The sequence below is a fragment of the Siccirubricoccus sp. G192 genome, assembly GCF_019084075.1.
Lineage (GTDB): Bacteria > Pseudomonadota > Alphaproteobacteria > Acetobacterales > Acetobacteraceae > G192.
Genome location: NZ_JAHREN010000001.1, coordinates 4,766,015 through 4,787,202, shown reverse-complemented (window position 1 = coordinate 4,787,202; position 21,188 = coordinate 4,766,015). Strand labels below are relative to the sequence as shown.

Genomic DNA, 21,188 nt, shown 5'->3' with positions numbered 1-21,188 from the left:
CGGAGATGTCCTTGGCCCTGAGCCCCGAATTGCAGTCCTGGGTGGGCCGCACCCGCCTGGTGGAGGACGAGATCAGCCTGACCGCGGTGCGCCGCATCGCCGGCATGCTGGATATCGACCCGGAGCGCTTCCAGCGCGGCACGGTGCTGCCGCCGCACTGGTTCACCATGTTCTTCGCCGATATCGCGCGGCATTCCGATATCGGGCCGGACGGGCACCCGAAGCCCGGCACCTTCCTGCCGCCCATCCCGCTGCCGCGGCGCATGGGCGCGGGGCGGCGCGTGCGCATCCCCGGCCTGCTGCGGGTCGGCGACACCGCGACCAAGACGGCGGAGGTCGCGGCCATATTGCCGAAACAGGCCCGCACCGGCTTCATCACCGTGCTCACCATGCGCCACACCATCCGGCGCGGCGAGGAGGTGATCGCGGTCGACGAATTCGATGCGATCTACCGCGAGGCGGTGCAGCCCGGCGAGCGGAGCGCCGTGGCGCCGCCGCAACCGGCCCCGGCCGATCCCGCCTGGCGCGAGGAATGGCAGCTCGATCCGCCGCTGGTCTTCCGCTACTCCGCCGTGACCTGGAATGCGCATCGCATCCATTACGATGCGGATTATTCACGGCAGGTCGAGGGCTATCCGAACACCGTGCAGAATGGCGGGCTGACCATGCAGCTTCTGCTGGATGCGGCGGTGAAGCACACGCCGGGCCGCCTCACGGGGTTCAGCGCGCGGCTGACACGGCCGCTCTATGTGGGCGAGACGGTGACGCTGGCGGGGCAGGGGCTGCGCGACGGCAAGTCCCTGGCCTGGGCGGCGGACCGGGACGGCAATCTCTGCGCCCGGCTCGACCTGGAATTCGCGCAATGACCGGTGGGCCACTGGAGGGCGTGCGCGTGGTGGACCTCACCACCGTGGTGGTGGGGCCGATCTGCACGCGGACGCTGGCGGATCAGGGGGCCGAGGTGGTGAAGGTGGAAGCGCCGGGCGGCGATATCCTGCGCTACCTCGCCGCCGGCAGCCGCACGCCCGCCATGTCCGGCAAGTTCATCAACTTCAACCGCAACAAGCGCAGCATCGTCCTCGACATCAAGAAGCCGGAGGGTCTCGCGGCGCTGAAGCGGCTGATCGCCGAGGCGGATGTCTTCGTCTCCAATGTCCGGCCAGCGGCGCTGGCCCGTGCGGGGCTCGACCACGCATCGCTCGCGCCGCTGAACCCGAGGCTGATCCATTGCGGCATCGTCGCCTTCGGCACGGATGGCCGCTACGCCAACCGCCCGGCCTATGACCCGATCATCCAGTCCCTCTCCGGCGTCGCCGGCACCTTCGAGCGGGCGATCGGCGAGCCGCGCTTCGTGCCGATGGTGATGACCGACCACATCGCCGGGCTGATCGCCGCCCAGGCCATCGGCTTCGCGCTGTATCGGCGGGAGCGGACCGGCCAGGGCGAGGCGATCGAGGTGCCGATGTTCGAGAACATGGCGAGCTTCGTAACCAGCGAACATCTGGGCGCCGCCACCTTCGATCCGCCGGAGGGGCCGAGCGGCGATGGGCGGCTGCTGAGCCCCGATTACCGTCCGCTGCCGACGCTGGACGGCTACATCACCGTCCGCCCGAACGACAACCGCCAGGCCTTCGCCTTCTTCGACGCCATCGGCCAACCGGAGCTGAAGGACGACCCGCGCTTCACCACCGCGATCCGCCGCACCGAGAACGCCGCCGACTACTTCACCGTGCAGGTGGAGGCGCTGGCCACGAAGACCACGGCGGAATGGCTGGACATCTTCGCCAGGGCCGATGTGCCGGCGGCCGGGTACAACCGGATCGACGACCTGCTGCACGATCCGCACCTGCAGGATGTCGGCTTCTGGCAATTCGACGAGCACCCCACCGAGGGCCGCATCCGCCGCACCAAGGTCGCCAACCGCTTCGGCGGCGGCATGCGCGAGGCGGTGCTGCCCGCGCCGCGCCTCGGCCAGCATACGCGCGAGGTGCTGGCGGAGGCCGGCTATGCCGAGGCCGAGATCGACCGCATGCTGCAAACCGGCGCCGCCATCGGCACCGCCTAAGGAACACCCCATGTCGAAAGCCCCAACCTGGCGCTCGCTGCTCTTTGTCCCCGCCACCGCCGAGCGCTTCGTCGCCAAGGCGCATACCCGCGGCGCCGATGTCATCATCCTCGACCTCGAGGATTCCATCCCGCCGGCGGAAAAGGAGGCGGCACGCGCCGCACTGCCCGGTGCCGCCGCGCAGGTGGGCCAGGCGGGCGCCGAGATCTGCGTGCGCATCAATCGCCCGCTGGAATTGGCGATCCCCGACATCGCCGCGGCGGTCATGCCCGCCGTCACCGCGCTGATGCTGCCCAAGGTGATGGGGCCGGAACATATCCGCCTGCTGTCGGAGGTGGTGGCGGCGCGGGAGGCGGCACTGGGCCTCACGCCTGGCCATACGCGCTTCATCGGCATCGTGGAGACGCCGCAGGCGCTGCCGCATCTGGCCGCCATCGCCGCGGCCGATCCGCGTATGGCGGCGCTCGGCGTCGGCGCCGAGGACCTGGCGACCGAGCTTGAGGCGGTGCCGGGTGGCGACCTGCTGTATCATTTCGGCATGATGGTGGTGGCGGCGGCGCGTGGCGCCGGCATCCTGCCGTTGGGCTCGGTCGGCGCCTTCGCGGATTTCAACGACCTGGAGGGCTACCGCGCCTCGCTCAAGCGATCCCGCCGGCTCGGCTTCGCCTGCACCGCCTGCATCCATCCGCTGCATGTGCCTGTTATCAACGAGGAATACGGGCCGGCCCCGGCGGAGGTGGACCGCGCCCGCCGGCTGATCGCGACTTTCGAGGATGCGCTGGCCAAGGGCCTGGGCGCGGTGGCTTTCGAGGGCGCGATGATCGATCTGCCGGTCGTGGAACGCGCGCGGCGCTTGCTGGCGCGCGTGCGCAGTTAGGGGCCGCGCTGCATTGCGGCATCGAGGAGGAGGTCATGACCCCGAACCCCGCCGGGACGGAACCCGGCATGCTCTCCGGTTTCGGCAATGAATTCGCCACCGAGGCGCTGCCGGGCGCCCTGCCGGTGGGGAGGAACTCGCCGCAGAAGGTGCCCTTCGGCCTCTATGCGGAGCAACTCACCGGCACCGCCTTCACCGTGCCGCGCAGCGAGGCGCGGCGGAGCTGGCTCTATCGCATTCGCCCCTCCGCCGCGCATCGTGCCTTCCGCCGCATCGGGCAGGGGCTGCTCTGCGGCGCGCTGGCCGAGCCCAACCCGAACCGCCTGCGCTGGGACCCGCTGCCGCTGCCCGAGGAGCCCACGGATTTCGTGGAGGGCCTGGCGACCCTTGGCGCCAACGCAGCGGCCGAGGCGCTGTCCGGCGTGACCATCCACCTCTATGGCGCCAACCGATCCATGCAGCGGGTCTTCATGGACAGCGATGGCGAATTGCTGCTGGTGCCGCAGCAGGGGCGGCTGCTGCTGGCCACCGAATGCGGCCGCCTGGCGGTGCGGCCGGGCGAGATCGCCGTCATTCCCTGCGGCATGAAATTCCGTGTGGAATTGCCGGATGGCGCGGCGCGCGGCTATGTCGCGGAGAACCACGGCGCGGCGTTGCGGCTGCCGGACCTTGGGCCGATCGGCGCCAATGGCCTGGCCAATCCGCGCGACTTCCTCTCGCCGGTCGCCTGGTTCGAGGAGCGCGACGAGCCCACCGAACTGGTGCAGAAATTCCAGGGATCGCTCTGGGCGACCATGCTCGACCATTCGCCGCTGGATGTGGTGGCCTGGCACGGCAACAATGCGCCCTGCAAATACGACACGGCGCATTTCATGGCGATCAATACGGTCAGCTTCGACCACCCCGATCCCAGCATCTTCACCGTGCTGACCTCGCCCACCACGGCGCCGGGCCTGGCGAACATGGATTTCGTGATCTTCCCGCCGCGCTGGATGGTGGCGGAGAATACCTTCCGCCCGCCCTGGTTCCACCGCAACGTCATGAATGAATGCATGGGGCTGGTGCAGGGCGTCTATGACGCGAAGGCGGAAGGTTTCCTGCCCGGCGGCGTCAGCCTGCATCCGCGGCTCAGCGCGCATGGCCCGGATGCGGCGACGACGGAACGCGCGATCCAGGCGGAACTGAAGCCGCAGCGCATCGAGGGCACCCTGGCCTTCATGTTCGAGACCAGCCAGGTGATCCGGCCGACCCGCTTCGCCATGGAATGCCCGCAGCTTCAGCCGGAATACGACGCCTGCTGGGACGGCATTCCGAAGGGCTTCACCGGCGGCTGATCTCAGCCGGCCAGGGCGCGGGCCAGGGCGAAGCTTCGCTCCCGGGCGGCGGCGAGGCGCGCGGCCACGACTTCGACCGCATCGCGATCCGCGGCCAGCGCGGTGCGGCGCGCGGCGATCATGTCCCGCATGTTGCCGGGCGCCGGGCCGCCGAGCACGGTGCGGGCACGGATATTCTCGGCCGGGTCCAGCGCCTGGCGCAGCGCGGCCTCGGCGATGCCGAGCGGCTTGCCGAACAGCGTGCCTGCGGCTGCATCGAGATCGGCGCTGCGGATCATGTCGGCCCGCTTCCCCGCCTCCAGCGCGTCCCGCACCACCAGCGCGACGATGTTGTGCGCCATGCGGAAGGAGAGGCCGGATTCGCGGGCGATGACATCGGCCAGTTCCGTCGCACTGCCGAAACCCTCCGCCGCCGCGCCCGCCATGCGCTGCGGGTCGAGGGTGAGGCCGGCCAGCACCTCCTCCGCCAGTGCCAGGATGCGGCGGGTGCGGCTGGTGGCGTCGAGCACCGGCTCGTTCACCGCGGTCACGGCGTCGTTCACATCGGCGAAGGCGGTGTTCTTGGTGCAGGCCAGCGCCGCGGCGAGGGCGCCCTGCACCATGCCGGCGGCGGCCTTCATATGCTCCAGCGCCACCGGGTTCTTCTTCTGCGGCATGATGCTGCTGACCGCGCTGTGGCGGTCCGCCAGTTCCAGGAAGCCGTATTCCCAGGTGCTCCAGGCCTGCAGGTCGGTGGCGAGGCGGGAGAGCAGGGTCATCAGCACCGCCATCGCCGCCGCCGCCTCCAGCGCATCGTCGCGCGAGGAGACGGCGTCATAGGCGATCTCCAGCGGCGCGGCGAAGCCGAGCAGTTCCGCGGTCAGGCCGCGGTCCAGCGGAAAACCCGTGGTGCTCAGCGCGCCGGCGCCGAGCGGGCAGAGATCCGCATGCGCCAGTGCGCCGGAAAGCCGCCGGTGGTCGCGCGCCAGCGCATCGGCGGCGGAGAGCAGCCAATAGCCGAAGGTGATGGGCTGGGCGTGCTGGGTATGGGTATAGCCCGGCATGACGGTGGCGGCATGCCGCTCCGCCAGGTCGAGCACCGTGCCGCGCAACCTGGCGAGGCCGGCCAGCAGGGCGACCAGTTGCTCCCGCAACGCCATGCGCCAGGTGGTGGCGTTGAGGTCGTTGCGGCTGCGCCCGGTATGCAGCCGCCCGCCCACATCCGGGCCGAGCGCCTGCACGATGCGGCGCTCGACATAGGAATAGAGGTCCTCCTGCCGGTGATCCACCGGCACGGAATCCGGCCCCTGCGCCGCCAATTCCAGCACCGTGCCGCAAAGTGCTGCGACGGAATCGCAGGCGACGATGCCCTGGCGCTCCAGCATCAGCGCATGCGCGAGATGCACCCACATCTCATGGTCGAAGACCTGCGCCTGGGCGCGCAGCACGGCGGGGCGGTAGTAGCTCTCGACCAGGCGGTCGGAGGGCGGCTCCTTCACCCGCTCGCGCAGGCTGACTTCCTCGGCCATGGCCGCCCCCCCTTCGCCCGGCGCTACTCGTAGACCAGCGACAGCGTCTCGGCGACGAGCGCCGGGCGCGGGTTGCCCTCCACCTCCACCATGGCTTCCATGGTGAGGCGGGCGCCGCCCTCGATCGGGTCGATGGCCTTCAGCGTGAGATGGCCGCGGATGCGTGCCCCCGCCGGCACCGGCGCGGTGAAGCGCACCTTGTTCGAGCCGTAATTGACGCCGCGCGAGCGCTTCTTGATGCGGTAGATGTTCTGGTTCAGCTTCGGCAGCAGCGACAGCGTGAGATAGCCATGCGCGATGGTCTTGCCGCCCGGCATCTCGCGTTTGGCGCGCTCCACGTCGATATGGATCCATTGATGGTCGCCGGTCGCCTCGGCGAATTGGTCGATCATCTTCTGGTCCACCACCATCCAGTCGCTGGTGCCCAGCTTCTGGCCGAGATGCCCGCGCAGCGCCTCGATGCTTTCGATTTCCAGCATGCGTCATCCTCCCGATACCGGGGAATTCGTCGCATATCGGCCGGGCCCTGACCAGCACCCCCTCTTGCCTTCCGGCCCGGCCAGGCTCCACCCTTGGCCACCCGGGACCAGGAGCCTTCCGTGCCGTCCATATCCGCCGCCCTGGCGCGCAGCCGCCGGCGCCTGCCTGCGCTTGCCGCCCTTGCCCTGCCCTTGCTCGTCCAGCCGGCCGTGGCGCAGCGCGCCGCCGATGCGCTCACCATCGGCGTCGCCGCGCCGGCCACCTCGGTCGATCCGCATTTCTTCAACGCCGCGCCCAATGCGCAGCTTGCCGCGCATGTCTTCAGCCGGCTGGTGGAGCGCGACGCGCGGGTGCAGTTGCAGCCGGGCCTGGCGGAGAGCTGGCGCGCGGTGGAGCCGACCGTCTGGGAATTCCGCCTGCGCCCCGGCGTCAAATGGCATGACGGACGCGACTTCACCGCCGATGACGTGGCCTTCAGCCTCTCGCGCGCCGGCAATGTGCCGAACAGCCCGGGCGGCTATGGCAGCTTCCTCCGCATGATCTCGAAGGTGGAGGTGGTGGACCCGCTCACCATCCGGCTGCATACCCGCCAGCCGCATTCCCTGCTGCCGACCGAGATGGGCTATATCGCCATCGTCTCGCGCCATGCCGGCGAGGGCGCCAGCACGGAGGACTACAACAGCGGCCGCGCGGCGATCGGCACCGGCCCCTATCGCCTGGTCTCGCACAGCGCCAATGACCGCACCGAACTGGCGCGCAACGAGGCGTATTTCGGCGGGCGGGAGCCCTGGTCTCGCGTCACGCTCCGCTTCCTCGGCAATGACGCGGCCCGCAGCGCGGCGGTGCTGGCCGGCGATGTCGACCTGATCGACCAGGTGCCCTCGGCCGACCTGGCGCGGCTCCGGCGCGACCCGCGCGTCGGCGTCTTCGAGATCCAGGGGCTGCGGCTGATCTTCCTGCAGGCGGATTTCTCGCGCGAGGGCAGTCCGCCCGGTGTCACCGACAACGAGGGCCGGCCGCTGGAGGCGAATCCGTTCAAGGATCAGCGCATCCGCCGCGCGCTCTCCATCGCCATCAACCGGGAGGCGCTGGCGGAGCGGGTGATGGAGGGGGCGGCGCAGCCGGCCGGGCAATGGCTGCCGCCCGGCGTCTATTCGCACAACCCGGATGTGCCGGTGCCGGCCTTCGACCCCGAGGCGGCGCGGCGCCTGCTGGCCGAGGCCGGCTTCCCGAACGGCTTCCGCCTCACCCTGCACAGCCCGAACGACCGCTACCCGAACGACGCCAAAACGGCCCAGGCCATCGCCCAGATGTGGAGCCGCATCGGCATCCGCACCGAGGTGGCGGCGCTGCCCTGGACCAGCTTCTCCGCCCGTGCGGCGCGCCAGGAATTCGCCATCCGCCTCACCGGCTGGGGCAGCACCACGGGGGAGGCGAGCTACCTGCTGGCCAATGTGCTCGGCACCTATGACGCGGCGGCGCGGCGCGGCGCCTCCAATGCCGGGCGCTATTCCAACCCGGCGCTGGATGCGCTGACCGACCGCGCCACCGCCACCATCGACGCGCAGGAACGGGAGGTGCTGCTGCGCCAGGCGGTGCGGCTGGCCACCGACGAGGTGGCGCTGGTGCCGCTGTTCCACCTGGTGAATTCCTGGGCGGCGCGGCGCGGCCTGCGCTATGAGCCGCGCATGGACGAACGCACCCTGGCCATGGGCCTCAGGCGGGCGGAATAGCGGAAGGGACGGAATGGACGATCTGGCGCATTTCGCCGCCGCGGCCCGGCCCGGCCGCATGGAGTTCCAGGCCGCGCCTGGCCACCTGCCGCCGGGCCAGCGCGTCTATGCCATCGGCGATATCCATGGCTGCGACGAGAGGCTGGCGGCGCTGCATGCCATGATCGGCGAGGACCTCGTGGCACGGCCCACGGCGCGGCCGCTGCTGCTGCATATCGGCGATTATGTGGACAAGGGGCCGGACAGCGCCGCGGTGGTAGCCCGCCTGGCTGCCGGGGCGCTGCCGGGGGTGCCCGCAGGCGTGCCCGTCGTGAACCTGATGGGCAACCACGAACGCACCATGCTGGACGCACTGGCCGGGGAGCGCGCGGCGATCACCGACTGGCTCTTCACCGGCGGAAGGGAGGCGCTGGCAAGCTGGGGCATCGACCCGGAAGCGCCGCCCGGCCAATGGCCCGGGCTGATCCCGGTGGCGCACCAGTCCTTCCTCCGCGGCCTGGAGATGCACCACCGGCTGGGCGACTACCTCTTCGTCCATGCCGGCATCAAGCCGGGGGTGGCGCTGGAGGCGCAGGCGGAGGACGACCTGCTGCGCATCCGCCACTCCTTCCTGGCCTCGGAGGCCGATTTCGGCATGGTGGTGGTGCATGGCCATACGCCGGCGCGCGGCCCGGTGGTGCGGCGGAACCGCATCGGCATCGATACCGGCGCGGTCTTCGGGCGGGAACTGACCTGCCTGGTGCTGGAGGCGGACCGCCTAGCCTTCCTGCAGGCATAGGGTCTGCCAGGGGCTGCATGCAACCACAGGTTACGGTATGCTGTCGCCGGGCTTACCATTTCCGGGGCGTTGCCGCATTGACCTTCGCATTCAGGGCGCTCCGGTGCCTGGCCGGCATGGCCCAGGCGGCATGGCTGCTGCTGCTGGCCGGCCTCGGCACCGCCCCGGTGCGGGCAGCGGAGGCGCCGCCGATCCTCCTCAGGGTCGTGGGCGGCCATGACGGAATCGGGCAGTATCTCGACCAGGAGGTCCCGTTCTGGACCCGGCGCGTGCCGGAACTGACAGGCGGCCAAGCCGTGGCAACGATCGCGCCCTTCGACCGCAGCGGCATCCGCGGCGAGGAGATGCTGAAGCTGATGCGGCTCGGCGTGGTCCCCTTCGGCACCGTGCCGCTTGGCCTGGCGGCGGCCAACGACCCGGAGCTGAATGCCATCGACCTGCCGGCGCTCAGCCCGGATCTCGCCACGCTGGGCCGCATGGTGGCGCTGTGGTGGCCGCATCTCGCGGCGGTCCTGCGGGAACGCTACGGGGTCGAGCTGCTCGCCATCTATACCCATGCGGCGCAGGTGGTCTTCTGCCGCGAGCCCTTCACCGGCCTGGCCGACCTGGCGGGGCGCCGGGTGCGGACCTCCTCGGTCGGCCAGTCGGAGCTGGTGACGGCGCTGCGGGGCGTGCCGGTGGTGATCCCCTTCGCCGAGACGGCCGCGGCGCTGCGGGGCGGCGTGGTGGAATGCGCCATCACCGGCGCCCTGGTCGGGAACCGCATCGGGCTGCATCAGGAGGCGTCGCATGTCTCGCCGCTGTCCATCAGTTGGCTGGTCTCGATCTTCGGCGCCAACCAGGCAGCCTGGGCGGCCCTGCCCGAGACGGTCCGGACCCGCCTGCGCGATGGGCTGGCGCAGTTGCAGCAGGAGATCTGGGAGAAGGCCGACCGGGACGGCCGGGAGGGCCTGGCCTGCAATGCCGGCCTGCCGGATTGCCTGGCCGGTCGGCGCGGCCGGATGCGGATCGTCCGGGAGAATTGGGTCGATGGAACCCGGCGCACCCAATGCTGGCCGAGACCGTGGTGCCGAACTGGGTCGAGCGCTGCGGGCGGGACTGCGCCATCGCCTGGAACCGCATTGCCGCCCCCCTCCTGCATATCTGGGCCGCGGAGGAATAGGCCGTTCCAGGCGGAAGACGCGGCTCGCCGCCGACACCGCGCGCCAGCCTGGATGCCCGCCCGGAGGCCATGCAGCGCGGCCGCAGCGTCGTGTGCCTGCTTCCCGATCCTGACGCCGTGAATGATGTCGCGCGGCAGCCGTGCAGCCGCGGGCCGCCGCGTGCGTTCCATTCCTGATTCCTTGTCTGCGCGAGAGGCGGAGGGAGCGTCCCATGAACCTGGATCTGCGGCTGCAACGGGTCTTCGATCGTGTCGAGCTGGTGAGCGGCATCGGCACCCCGGATCTCGGGCAGATGTGCGTCATGGCCTTCGTGGCCGCCCTGGCCGGGGAGGGGCACACCGATGCCCCGAGCTGCGCCTCCCAGCTCATCCGGGCCTTCGCCATCCCGCTCAACGACCATATGCCGCGCGAGGCGCGCCAGCGCCTGAAGCCCTTCGCCCCGCGTATCCTCGGGACCAATGACGGGCTCGACGCGGCGCGCGCCGAGGTGCTGCGCCAGGTCGTGGCCGAGGAGATCCTGCCGAGGACCCTGGAGCACCGCCAGGCGGCACCCGGCGCCGCCGCGCCGCAGTGGCGGGCGGGCCCGCTCGGGCGCCTCTGGCTCCGCTTGTGCCGGCGCGAACTGCATAACCGGATCGCCAGGCTCCTCGCCCAGGCCGGGCACGATCACCGGCCCGGCCATGCGGACGACCTGGCGAGTGCCGCGGGGCGGCTGATCGGCCTCTGCGCGCGCAGCACCACGGATGCCCGCGAGGCGGAATGGTACTGGAGCCGGGCCATCGGCCTCTTGGACAGGCTCTGCGATGTCGGGGCGGAGCGGCGCCGCGAGCCGGAGGTGCGGGCGGACCGCCTGGAGCGGTTCGAGGCAATCCTCGACGGGCGCCGGCCCGGCAGCGGCACGCATGCCGTCGCGCCACCCGCACTCCGCCTCTTCTAGGGGCCGGTCCCGTTCCCGGCCGCCTTCCCGGACGGCAAGCCGCTGAGCGGCCCGGTCGCCCGAAGGCGGAGCCGGAGGGCGTGAACCGGCCCGCAGGATGCCAAGCCGCCCGGTCGTCCGGAGGCGGAGCCGGAGGGCGTGAACCGGCCGGCAAGATACAAGCGGCCTGGCTTTCCGGGGCAGGCGCGAGGCATCCGGGGCCGTGAGTCTTCGGTTGCCCGGCGCCGGCCTTGCCGGGGGTGCGCTGGTGGCTCCGGCCAGGCCCGCGGATGTCCCCGACAGGCCGGGCATCAGCCCGGCCGGGATCACCAGGTTCCGGTGGACTGCCAAGCCAGGAGCTTCCATTCCCCCCCCGCGCTCGCGCCACACACGCATGTTCTTGTCGTTATAGACGTCCTGTTCCCGCTCAAGGCGAGCGTGCCCGCGCATCAGCCCAACCAGGATCACCAGGTCGCCGTCGATCCGATAATCGGTTTCCGTCAGGTCAAGATCGGCCGCATAGGTGAGGCTATGGGAACGGACAGCGGTGAGATAGGCCTGCTTGTCGTAGATCTTTCCTCTGCTGTTAATATAAATGAACTTTTCATCAATAATATGCGCCATGGTTTCGGCATCATTGCTGCGGATGGCTGCGATGCGGGTTTGCTCCAACCGTCTCACGGCCTCAAGCGCGGGCTTGTCTGAATTGCTGAGTGTCATTGTGGCACCGGGATTGAAAGAGTTCAGGAATTGAAGGGGGCATGGGGTTCGGCGTGGCGGGCCGTGCCGGGGCTTGGTGGCCCGGAACCGGTTGTCGTCTTCATCCGTCGGACCGCCTTTCAATGATGCCGCGGCCTTGGCTTTCAGGCCGTGTCGCGTGCCGTGCGGCAGCCTGGCCGACGCTGGAGCAGATCGCCGCAGGGCGGAACCGCCCGGAGGCGTGAATCTCCCCTACAAACAACAGGTTACAGCGACTGTGGGGTGTTACCAGGGCCGCGGCCCCGCCAGGCCCCTCATCCTGGCTGCGGTAGCCGGGACAGGCGGGATCGGGCCCATGCACGGCGCATGACGGCCACCCATCCTCCGAGGTTCCGCTCACCGGATACGCCCCCGAGGGGGCGGCCTTCCCTGGCCTCTGCACGCCGAGTACGGGCCTCGCTGCCAGGCCGATCCCGAAATCCCGCAAGCCGGTCTGCACGGACATGTCCGCACCCACCTCCGCAAGGGCGCAGCCTTCCGGTGGCCTGCCGCCTCGGCATCCGCCCCGGGCGGCAGGGAAGGCTTCGGATCGAGGCTGGCACACCCAGATAGCGCAGACAAACGAGATTGTTTGGGTGTTGACTGCGTAATTCCTGCAGGATCAGGGAGGAGCCAAGATGGACATCGAACTCGCCCGAACCTTCCTCGCCATCGTCGCTGCCGGCAGCTTCGTGCGTGCCGCGGAACTCCTGAATGTCAGCCAGACCACCGTCAGTGCCCGCGTCCGGGTGCTGGAGGAGCAGCTCCGGCGGCCGGTCTTCGTCCGCAGCAAGGCCGGGGCGTCGCTGACGCCCGCCGGCGAACAGTTCTTCCGCCACGCGCCGGCGCTGGTGCAACTCTGGGAGCGTGCCCGCCACCAGGTCGCCGTGCCGGCCGGCCGGCGGGCCGTGCTGGCGATCGGGGGCGAGCTCAGCCTGTGGGACCCGCTTCTCCTCCGCTGGCTGCTGTGGATGCGCGCCTCGGCGGCCGATGTGGCGCTGCGTGCCCTGGTCGGGCTGCCGGAGGATCTGCTGGACCAGGTCGCCCAGGGAATCCTCGACATCGCCGTCGTCTACGAGCCGCGCTACAGGCCCGGGCTCAAGGTCGAGCTCCTTGCCGAGGAGAGGCTCGTGATGGTGGCCACGCCGCCCGGGGCCGACGGTGCCAGCGCCGACTACGTCCAGGTGGACTGGGGCCCGACTTTCGCGCTCCAGCACGGTATCGGCCTGCCCGGAAGAGCCGATCCGGGCCTCTTTGTCAGCCTCGGTCCGCTGGGCCTGGGCTACATCCTCCAGGCGGGCGGGACGGGATACTTCCGCCACGGGACAGTCCAGCCGCATCTGGAGAGCGGCAGGCTGGAACTGGTGAAGGATGCGCCGGAGTTCCTGTACCCAACCCATGTCGTCTATGCCGAGACCGGCGATGCGGAGCTGATCCGGATCGCCGTCGAGGGCCTGCGCCATGTTGCCCGCAGCAATGCCTCATGAGCAGGCCCGCCGCCCCTGCCCTGCGGAGGAGGGGGGCGAAAGGGACGGACCATGCGCTGGGGCGGGCGCGATCCGCTCCCGCGCCTTGCCGCCTCGGCCGCAGGATCAGCGCGGCGCTGCCTCCAGGGCCTCGATCAGCAGGCGCAGGCTGGCGGCAGCGAATTCGCGCATATTGCCGATCCGGTCCGGGCTGCCGGTCTCCAGCGTGATGGCGCGCTCCACCGGGCCGGAGACCGCGAGGCAGGCATGGCCGGCGGCATGGCCGTAGCGGTTGCCGGTGGGGCCGGTGGCGCCGGTCTCGCCCAGGCCCCAGACCGTGCCCAGCCGCTCCCGCGCGCCGCGCGCCAGCAGCGCCGCATAGGGTTCGGAGGAGGGCGGCACATCGCCCAGCGCCGCCTGCGGGATATCCAGCAGGATGCTGCGCGCCTCCCGCGTATAGACCACGGCGCCGCCGCGGAAATAGGCCGAGGCACCCGGCACCGCGAGCAGCGCGGCGGAGATCAGCCCGGCGGCCGAGGATTCCGCCACCGCGATGCTCTCGCCGCGCGCCTTCAGCAACGCGCCGGCCTTCTCGCCAAGGGGCAGCAGGGTCTGCATCACGGGCTCCTTGCCTCGGTTCCGGGGGATGGTGCCGCGAAGCCGGGCAGGTCGTCGAGGGCCAGCGAGCCGCCGCCCACCACCGGCACCGCCCTGGTGCCGCGCGCCAGCATCTCGGCCAGGGCCTGGTGCAGGGTGGCGGTGGCGGCCAGGGGCTCGCCCGGCACGGGTTCGGCGCGGCGCGGCGCCTCGGCGATGGTGAAGAGCGCCAGGCGTTTCAGCGCCCGGTCCTGGCCGAGGAATCCCGCCACGAAGCCGTCCGCCGGGTGCGCCAGCAATTCCGCCGGGGCGGCGTGCTGCACCAGGCGACCGGCGCGCAGGATGGCGACGGCATCGCCAAGCCGGATCGCCTCCTCCACGTCATGCGTCACGATCAGCACGGTCTTGCGGAGCTGCTTCAGCAGCCGCAGCACCTCCTCCTGCAGGCGGCCGCGCAGCACGGGATCGACGGCGCCGAAGGGCTCATCCATCAACAGCACCGGCGGGTCGGCGGCCAGGGCCCGCGCCACGCCGACGCGCTGGCGCTCGCCGCCCGAAAGTTGGCGCGGCAGGCGGTGGGCGAAGCGCGCGGGGTCGAGGCCGACCAGCGCCAGCACCGCCTCCACCCGCGCGGCGATGCGGGCGCGGTCCCAGCCGAGCAGGCGCGGCACGGTGGCGATATTCGCCGCCACGTCCCGGTGCGGAAACAGCCCGACATTCTGGATGACATAGCCGATGCCGCGCCGCAGCGTGACCGGATCGGCCCGCAGCGCATCCTGCCCGCCGATGCGGATGCTGCCGCCGGAGGGCGCCACCAGCCGGTTCACCATGCGCAAGGTGGTGGTCTTGCCGCAGCCGGAGGGGCCGATCAGCGCGCAACTCGTCCCTTCCGGCACGGTCAGCGTCAGCCCCGCCACCGCGGGCGCCGGGGCGCCGGGCCAGTGCTTCGAGAGGTCGCACAGCTCGATCATGCGGTGCCGCTCCATCGGGCGCTGGCGCGTTCCAGCCGGCCGAAGCCGTATTCCATGCCGAGCGCCAGGGCCGCGATGGCGATGCCGCCGACCAGCAGCCGCCCGGTCTCCAGCAGCGCCATGCCCTGCGTCACCAGATCCCCGAGCCCGCCGCCGCCGATGAAGGTGGCGAGCGCCGCGCCCGAGACCACCTGCACCGCGGCAATGCGGAGGCCAGCGAAGATCAGCGGCGCCGCCAGCGGCAGCTCCACCCGCAGCAGCCTTTGCCGCGCCGTCATGCCGAGGCCCGTCGCGGCCTCCAGCGCCTGGCTGTCCACGCCGCGCAGCCCGATGACGGCATTCACCAGCACCGGCGGCAGTGCCACCAGGGCCAGCGCCACCACCGAGGGCGTGAAGCCGACGCCGAGCAGCGGCAGCAGCGCCGCCAGCACCGCCAGGCTCGGCAGGGTACGCAGCAGCCCGGCGGCGGCGATGGCCGCCTCCGCCAGCCGGGCGCGCCGCGCCACCAGCAGGCCGAGCGGCAGGGCCAGGGCGATGCCGATCGCCAGCCCCGTGAGGGACAGCAGCAGATGCTCGCCCAAGGCGCCGAGGAAGATGCCAGGATTGGCGCGCAGCCAGGAAAGCCCCTCCGCCAGCGCGCCCATCAGGCGGCCTCCGGCAGGCGGCGCTGCGCGGCGCGGAGCGCCTGGTCCAGCGCCAGGGCCAGCAGGCAGGTGAGCCCGGCGCCGACCAGGATCTTCTCGGTATGGCCCTGGTCGAGCCCGGTCAGGATCAGCGTGCCGAGCCCGCCCGCATTGATATAGGCGCCGACCGTCGCGGCCGAGACCAGCGTCACGCCAGCCACCCGCAAGCCGCCGATCAGCGCCGGCAGGGCGAGCGGCAATTCCACCCGGAACAGCCGCTGCCGCCGCGTCAGCCCCATGCCATCCGCGGCCTCCAGCACCTCCGCCGGCACGGTCCGCAGGCCGGTGACGAGCGCGCGCAGCAGGATCGGCACGGCATAGGTGACGAGCGCCAGCAGGGCCGGGGTGAAGCCCAGGCCCAGCACCGGCACCAGCAGGGCAAACAGCGCCAGGGTCGGGATGCTGTAGAGCACCGAGGCCGTGCCCAGCGCCACCCCGCGCAGCGCCCCGCAGCGCGCCGCCAGCACGCCGAGCGGCAGGGCGATGGCCAGCGCGATCAGCATGGCGGCCGCGACCAGGCCGATATGCTGGAGCAGCGCCTGGCCGACCACATCCAGGTTGCGGGTGGTCCATCTCATGGCCGGGGCTGGGCCAGGAAGCGCGCCGCCACCTCGCGCGGCTCGTCGCCATCCTGATCCACCTGGCGGTTCAGTTCCTGCATCACCGGGTTGTCGAGCCGCGCATTCACCGCCGCCAGCACGGCCTCCAGCGGTGGGAAGCGCTGCATCGCCTCCGGCCGCACCACCGGGGCGAGCTGATAGGGCGGCCAGAGGCCCCGGTCATCCCGCAGCACCACGAAGCCGCCGGTGGCGATCTGCCAATCCGTGGCATAGGCATTCACCACATCCGCCTGGCCATGCCGCAGCGCCGCGTAGCGCAGGCCGAGCGCGGCGAATTGCCGGAAGCGGCGGAAATGGATGCCATAGACGCGGACCAGCCCCGGCAACCCATCCGCCCGGCCGGCGAATTCATTGCCGGCGGCCAGCGTCAGTTGCGGCGCGGCGCGGGCGAGGTCCGAGAGCGTCGCCAGCCCGTATCGCCGCGCCGTCTCCGGCAGGACCAGCAGCGCATTGCCATTGTCGATGCCGGAGGGCGCCAGCCAGGTAAGGCCGAATTCGCGCTCATACCCCTCGCGCACCCGCCGGTAGACCTCCGCCGCGCTGCCCTCCGTGGAGGCGCGCAGGACGACGCCGAGGCCGGTGCCAGTATATTCGGGATAAAGGTCGATCTGCCCGGCCAGCAGGGCCTGCTGCGCGATCAGCGTGCCGCCGAGATTGAGTTGCCGTTCCACCCGGGCGCCCGCCGCCTCCAGCGCCTGGGCGTAGAGCTCCCCCACCACCAACTGCTCGGTGAAGTTCTTGGAGCCGACGCGCAGCACGGGCGGCTCCTGCGCCCGCGCCAGGCCCGGCAGCAGCAGCGCGGCGGCCAGCAGCCGGCGCCGCCTGGTGGCCCCGACGGGGAAGGGCAGGGTGCGGGATCTCATATCGGCGCAGCAGACCAGCCCCGGCCGGCGCCGGGCAAGGCAAAATCCCGCCACCGCTTGGCTTCCCGCGGTCCTGCCGGCACACTGGCCGCCAGCCGCCAGGGACCGACCATGCCCAATGCCGCCACGCCGGCGCGCCTCATCATCGGCATCAGCGGTGCCTCCGGCGCCATCTACGGCGTGCGGCTGCTGGAATTGCTGCGGCCGACGTCGGTCGAGACGCATCTCATCCTGTCGCAGACCGCGCGCCTGACGCTCGCGCATGAGACCGGGCTGAAGCCGGCGGCGGTGGAGGCGTTGGCCGATGTGGTGCATGGCCATGCCGATCTCGGCGCCGCCTGCTCCTCCGGCTCCTTCCGCACGCTGGGCATGGTGGTGGCGCCCTGTTCCATCAAGACGATGTCGGAGATCGCCACGGGCGTCACCCCCAACCTGCTCTCGCGCTCCGCCGATGTGGTGCTGAAGGAGCGGCGGCGCCTGGTGCTGATGCTGCGGGAGACGCCGCTGCATCTCGGCCATATCCGCAGCATGGCGGCGGTGACGGAGGCGGGCGCCATCCTCTACCCGCCGGTGCCGGCCTTCTATGCCAGGCCGGCCTCGATCGCCGAGATGGTGGACCATACGCTCGGCCGGGTGCTGGATCTCTTCGACATCGACCTCGGCACGGTGCAGCGCTGGGGCGGGATGCCGGGCCGCAAGGCCCCGGTCTAGAAGCCCGGCCGCGGCGTCTGCTCCATCACCACCGTGGAAAGCCCGCCATCCGCCAGGATCTCGGCGCCGTTCACATAGCCGGCGCGCGGGCTGGCGAGGAACAGCACCGCATCGGCGATGTCCTGCGGCGTGCCGATGCGGCGGCTGGGCAGCATCGCCTCCCGCCGTTCCTTGATGCCGGGCGCCTGGTAGAAGCTCTCGGACATCGGCGTGCGGATCAGGCCGGGGCTGACGATATTGCTGCGGATGCCCTGCGGCCCCCATTCCAGCGCCAATTGCCGCGACAGCATGGCCACCGCCGCCTTGCTCGGGCTATAGGCGCCGCTGCGCGGCTGCGGGTTGGAGGCGGCGATGGAGGCGATATGCACCAGCGCGCCGCTGCCCCGCTGCATCATGCCCGGCCCGAAAGCCTGGGCGCAGATCAGGTAGCCGGTGAGGTTCACCGCCAGCAGCGCGTTCCACTCCGCGATGCCGAGGGTCGCCAGCGGCCCGGGCCGCAGCACGCCGGCATTGTTCACCAGGATATCCGCCGGGCCGAGATCGCGCGCCACCGCCGCGGCCGTGGCGGCGACGCCAGCCTCATCGGTGGTGTCGCAGGCGAAGGCGGCGGCGCGGCCGCCGGCGCCGTTGATCTGCGCGGCCAGCGCCGTGCAGCCCTCGCCATCCCGGTCGAGCAGCGCCACATCGGCGCCGGCGGCGGTGAAGGAGAGCGCGATCGCCCGCCCCATGCCCCCCCCGCCGCGCCGGTGACGACCGCAACCTTGCCCGCAAGCCCGAGCCAATCCGCCGCCATCGCCCTTCCTCCCGCCTTTCCGGGATCAGGCACGCGGCGGGCGCCTCCGGTCAAGCGCCGCCGAGGCCCCGGTGCGGCACCGCCGCCTCGGTTTCGAGGAAGGGCCCCTCCACGCGCATGGGCCGGCGGCCCCGCGCCGCCACCTCGGCGGCCGGCAATTGCAGCGGCTGCCAGTTCAGGGGGCCGCCGCGGGCGCGGGCCAGGTCGCCCGCGCGCAGGCCGAAGACCACCCGCCCGATACCGGCGAGATAGGCCGCAGCGGCGCACATCGGGCAGGGCTCGGTCGAGGCGTAGAGCGTGGCGCCGGCCAGCCTGCCAGGGCCATGCTGCGCCGCCGCCACGCGGATCGCCGCCATCTCGGCATGGGCGGTGGGGTCGCCGGTGGTGATGGCGGCGTTGCCGGCCTCGGCGAGGGCGCTGCCATCCGGGGCCAGCAGCACCGCGCCGAAGGCGCCGTCGCCGCGGGCGCGCGCCTCGACCGCAAGCGCGATGGCGCGGCGCATCGGCGTGGCATCCGCCCCGCTCATGCGCGGAGCAGCCGTGCGGCATCCAGCGCGAAATAGGTCAGCACCCCATTCGCCCCGGCGCGCTTGAAGGCGAGCAGGCTTTCCATCATCGCCCGCTCATGCTCCAGCCAGCCATTCCGCACCGCGGCCATGATCATCGAATACTCGCCGCTCACCTGATAGGCGAAGGTCGGCACGCCGAAGCGCTCCTTCACGCGGCGGACGATGTCGAGATAGGGCATGCCCGGCTTCACCATGACCATGTCGGCGCCCTCGGCGAGGTCGAGCGCCACCTCGCGCAGCGCCTCGTCGGTATTGGCCGGGTCCATCTGGTAGGTCTTCTTGTCGCCGCGCAGCGCCTTGCCCGAGCCCACCGCATCGCGGAAGGGGCCATAGAAGGCCGAGGCGTATTTGGCGGCATAGGACATGATCCGGGTGTCGATCAGCCCGGCATCGTCCAGCGCCACGCGGATGCGCCCGACGCGGCCATCCATCATGTCGGAGGGCGCGATCACGTCGATCCCGGCCTCCGCCTGGATCACCGCCTGGCGCACCAGCACCTCCAGGCTGTCGTCATTCGCCACGTAGTCGCCGCGGATCACTCCGTCATGGCCATGGTCGGTATAGGGGTCGAGCGCCACGTCGCCGACCAGGCCGATCCCGGGGAATTCCCGCTTCAGCAGCCGGGCGCTGCGGCAGATCAGGTTCTCCGGGTTCAGCGCCTCCGTCCCCTCCGCATCCTTCAGGTTCAGGGGCGTCATCGGGAAGATGGCGATGGCCGGGATGTCCAGCTTCGCCGCCGCCTCCACATGCCCTGCCAGCCGGTCGAGCGTGACGCGGGAGACGCCGGGCATGGAGGCGACCTCGCTGGTCTGCCCCGCGCCCTCCATGACGAAGATCGGCCAGATCAGGTCGTCCACGGAGAGCGCGTGCTCGGAGACCAGCCGGCGGGTCCAGGCGTCCCGCCGGTTACGCCGCATCCGGACGGTCGGGAAGCCGCCCGGCGGCTGGTCGCGGCTCATTGCGCGGCCTGCGCCTGGTTCGCGGTGGCCGCCCCCAGCGCCTGGTCGAGATCGGCCAGGATGTCGTCGATATGCTCGATGCCGATCGAGAGCCGCACATAGCCCGGCGTCACCCCGGTCTGCGCCTGCTCCGCCTCGGAGAGCTGGCTATGCGTGGTGCTGGCGGGATGGATCGCCAGCGACCGCGCATCGCCGATATTGGCGACATGGTAGAACATCTGCAGCGCGTCGATGAAGCGCTTGCCGGCCTCCATGCCGCCTGCCAGCTCGAAGCCCATCAGGCTGCCATAGCCGCCCTTGAGATAGGCATCGGCGCGGCGCTTCGCCTCGCCCTGCTGCACGCTCGGGTGGATCACCTGCGTCACCGCCGGGTGCTGCGAGAGGAAGGCGGCGACGCGCAGCGCGTTCTCGCAATGCCGCTCCATGCGCAGCGGCATGGTCTCCAGCCCTTGGATGAACATGAAGGCGTTGAAGGGCGCCATGGCGGCGCCGAGGTCGCGCAGCACGCAGGTGCGCATGCGCAGAATATAGGCGATGGGGCCGAGCGGCTTCGCCGCCTCGGTCCAGACCGCGCCGTGGTAGCTGGGATCGGGCTTGTTCAGCGTCGGGAACCGGTCGCCATGGGCTGCCCAGTCGAAATTGCCGCCATCCACCACGATGCCGCCGATGCTGGTGCCATGGCCGCCGATGAATTTGGTGGTGGAATGCATCACCACCGCGGCGCCATGCTCCAGCGGCCGGCAGATCACCGGCGCCGCCGTATTGTCCATGATGAGCGGCACGCCAAGCTCGCGGCCGATCCTCGCCACTTCGCCGATCGGGAAGACCTGGAGCTTCGGGTTGGGCAGCACCTCGGCATAGTAGCAGCGGGTGCGGGCATCGGTGGCGCGGCGGAAGCCCTCGGGATCCGCGGGATCGACGAAGCGGGCCTCGATGCCGAGCTGCTTCAGCGTATTCGCGAAGAGGTTCCAGGTGCCGCCATAGAGGTCGGTGGAGGTGACGAAATTGTCCCCCGCCTCGCAGAGATTCAGCACGCAGAAGCTGGTCGCCGCCTGGCCGGAGGCCACCGCCAGCGCCGCCACGCCACCCTCGACCGCCGCGACGCGGGTCTCCAGCGCATCGCAGGTGGGGTTCATGATGCGGCTGTAGATATTGCCCATCTCCTGCAGCCCGAAGAGCCGGGCGGCATGGCCGGTATCCTGGAACTGGAAGGAGGTGGTCTGGTGGATCGGCACCGCGACCGAGCCGGTTGAGGGGTCGGCCCGGAAGCTGCCGCCATGCAGCGCCAGCGTCTCGGGATGGGTGATGTTCGGCCGTGCCATGTCCTGCCTTCTCCTGCGGAACTCGCCTCGGGCGGAGTCGTG

21 protein-coding genes and 1 pseudogene are annotated in these 21,188 nt (G+C 71.2%); 10 read left to right on the top strand and 12 right to left on the bottom strand.

The annotated features are described in order from the left end of the window. Positions 1-5 precede the first annotated feature (5 nt). From KSF81_RS23170 to hmgA, 4 genes are read left to right on the top strand one after another with little or no spacing between them, the layout of a single operon-like run. A complete protein-coding gene (locus KSF81_RS23170; RefSeq protein ID WP_217380967.1) occupies positions 6-866 on the top strand; it encodes a hypothetical protein in 861 nt (286 codons plus the stop codon). Beyond that, entirely contained in the window at positions 863-2,065 is a 1,203-nt protein-coding gene (locus KSF81_RS23165) for a CaiB/BaiF CoA-transferase family protein (protein WP_217380966.1), read from the top strand. Before KSF81_RS23170 ends, KSF81_RS23165 begins: the two co-directional genes overlap by 4 nt. A 10-nt stretch (positions 2,066-2,075) precedes the next feature. Further along, the gene (locus tag KSF81_RS23160) at positions 2,076-2,942 is read left to right on the top strand and encodes a CoA ester lyase (RefSeq protein ID WP_217380965.1); all 867 of its coding nucleotides are present in this window, start codon (positions 2,076-2,078) and stop codon (positions 2,940-2,942) included. 35 nt (positions 2,943-2,977) lie between these two features. After that, entirely contained in the window at positions 2,978-4,276 is a 1,299-nt protein-coding gene (gene hmgA, locus KSF81_RS23155; RefSeq protein WP_217380964.1) for a homogentisate 1,2-dioxygenase, read from the top strand. A 2-nt stretch (positions 4,277-4,278) separates the two neighbouring features. Here hmgA and argH read toward each other — a convergent pair whose 3' ends face one another. Continuing rightward, on the bottom strand, positions 4,279-5,784 hold the full coding sequence (argH, locus tag KSF81_RS23150; protein ID WP_217380963.1) for an argininosuccinate lyase: 1,506 nt from the start codon (positions 5,782-5,784) through the stop codon (positions 4,279-4,281). A 23-nt stretch (positions 5,785-5,807) separates the two neighbouring features. Then, a complete protein-coding gene (locus KSF81_RS23145) occupies positions 5,808-6,263 on the bottom strand; it encodes a MaoC family dehydratase (RefSeq protein WP_217380962.1) in 456 nt (151 codons plus the stop codon). A gap of 120 nt (positions 6,264-6,383) precedes the next feature. Here KSF81_RS23145 and KSF81_RS23140 point away from each other — a divergent pair, with 120 nt between their 5' ends. From KSF81_RS23140 to KSF81_RS23125, 4 genes are all read left to right on the top strand, one after another. Next, positions 6,384-7,997: an ABC transporter substrate-binding protein gene (locus KSF81_RS23140; protein WP_309139656.1), complete on the top strand. Its 1,614-nt coding sequence runs from the start codon at positions 6,384-6,386 to the stop codon at positions 7,995-7,997. A gap of 13 nt (positions 7,998-8,010) precedes the next feature. Then, on the top strand, positions 8,011-8,775 hold the full coding sequence (locus KSF81_RS23135; RefSeq protein ID WP_254453708.1) for a metallophosphoesterase: 765 nt from the start codon (positions 8,011-8,013) through the stop codon (positions 8,773-8,775). 116 nt (positions 8,776-8,891) lie between these two features. Next, positions 8,892-10,058, top strand: coding sequence for a TRAP transporter substrate-binding protein DctP (gene dctP / locus KSF81_RS23130; RefSeq protein ID WP_217380961.1), 1,167 nt, complete (start codon positions 8,892-8,894; stop codon positions 10,056-10,058). 91 nt (positions 10,059-10,149) lie between these two features. Next, entirely contained in the window at positions 10,150-10,875 is a 726-nt protein-coding gene (locus KSF81_RS23125) for a hypothetical protein (RefSeq protein WP_217380960.1), read from the top strand. 405 nt (positions 10,876-11,280) lie between these two features. Here the strand turns inward: KSF81_RS23125 and KSF81_RS32430 are convergent. Then, positions 11,281-11,478: pseudogene (locus KSF81_RS32430) on the bottom strand (DUF4440 domain-containing protein); the annotation flags it as partial. A 752-nt stretch (positions 11,479-12,230) separates the two neighbouring features. On the opposite strand from KSF81_RS32430, the gene KSF81_RS23115 reads away from it, so the two are divergent. Further along, positions 12,231-13,079, top strand: a complete 849-nt coding sequence (locus KSF81_RS23115; RefSeq protein WP_217380959.1) for a LysR family transcriptional regulator — start codon at positions 12,231-12,233, stop codon at positions 13,077-13,079. A gap of 105 nt (positions 13,080-13,184) precedes the next feature. Here KSF81_RS23115 and KSF81_RS23110 read toward each other — a convergent pair whose 3' ends face one another. The 5 genes from KSF81_RS23110 to KSF81_RS23090 are packed head-to-tail and all read right to left on the bottom strand — an operon-like array spanning position 13,185 to position 16,846. Next, positions 13,185-13,676, bottom strand: coding sequence for a CinA family protein (locus KSF81_RS23110; RefSeq protein ID WP_217380958.1), 492 nt, complete (start codon positions 13,674-13,676; stop codon positions 13,185-13,187). After that, a complete protein-coding gene (locus KSF81_RS23105; protein ID WP_217380957.1) occupies positions 13,676-14,626 on the bottom strand; it encodes an ABC transporter ATP-binding protein in 951 nt (316 codons plus the stop codon). The genes KSF81_RS23110 and KSF81_RS23105 overlap by 1 nt, the downstream gene beginning before the upstream one ends. Continuing rightward, positions 14,623-15,270: an ABC transporter permease gene (locus tag KSF81_RS23100; protein ID WP_217380956.1), complete on the bottom strand. Its 648-nt coding sequence runs from the start codon at positions 15,268-15,270 to the stop codon at positions 14,623-14,625. Before KSF81_RS23100 ends, KSF81_RS23105 begins: the two co-directional genes overlap by 4 nt. Further along, on the bottom strand, positions 15,270-15,887 hold the full coding sequence (locus KSF81_RS23095) for an ABC transporter permease (protein ID WP_217380955.1): 618 nt from the start codon (positions 15,885-15,887) through the stop codon (positions 15,270-15,272). The genes KSF81_RS23100 and KSF81_RS23095 overlap by 1 nt, the downstream gene beginning before the upstream one ends. After that, positions 15,884-16,846, bottom strand: a complete 963-nt coding sequence (locus KSF81_RS23090; protein WP_217380954.1) for a glycine betaine ABC transporter substrate-binding protein — start codon at positions 16,844-16,846, stop codon at positions 15,884-15,886. The genes KSF81_RS23095 and KSF81_RS23090 overlap by 4 nt, the downstream gene beginning before the upstream one ends. A gap of 57 nt (positions 16,847-16,903) precedes the next feature. Between KSF81_RS23090 and KSF81_RS23085 the strand changes: the two genes are divergently transcribed. After that, positions 16,904-17,503, top strand: coding sequence for a UbiX family flavin prenyltransferase (locus KSF81_RS23085; RefSeq protein WP_217380953.1), 600 nt, complete (start codon positions 16,904-16,906; stop codon positions 17,501-17,503). Here the strand turns inward: KSF81_RS23085 and KSF81_RS23080 are convergent. From KSF81_RS23080 to KSF81_RS23065, 4 genes are all read right to left on the bottom strand, one after another. After that, entirely contained in the window at positions 17,500-18,231 is a 732-nt protein-coding gene (locus tag KSF81_RS23080; protein ID WP_217380952.1) for an SDR family NAD(P)-dependent oxidoreductase, read from the bottom strand. The two genes, KSF81_RS23085 and KSF81_RS23080, sit on opposite strands and share 4 nt — an antisense overlap. 115 nt (positions 18,232-18,346) lie before the next feature. Then, positions 18,347-18,823, bottom strand: a complete 477-nt coding sequence (locus KSF81_RS23075) for a nucleoside deaminase (RefSeq protein WP_217380951.1) — start codon at positions 18,821-18,823, stop codon at positions 18,347-18,349. Beyond that, positions 18,820-19,824: a porphobilinogen synthase gene (gene hemB / locus KSF81_RS23070; RefSeq protein ID WP_217380950.1), complete on the bottom strand. Its 1,005-nt coding sequence runs from the start codon at positions 19,822-19,824 to the stop codon at positions 18,820-18,822. The genes KSF81_RS23075 and hemB overlap by 4 nt, the downstream gene beginning before the upstream one ends. Next, complete coding sequence (locus KSF81_RS23065) at positions 19,821-21,146, bottom strand: O-acetylhomoserine aminocarboxypropyltransferase/cysteine synthase family protein (RefSeq protein WP_217380949.1); 1,326 nt, start codon at positions 21,144-21,146, stop codon at positions 19,821-19,823. The genes hemB and KSF81_RS23065 overlap by 4 nt, the downstream gene beginning before the upstream one ends. Positions 21,147-21,188: the final 42 nt, after the last annotated feature.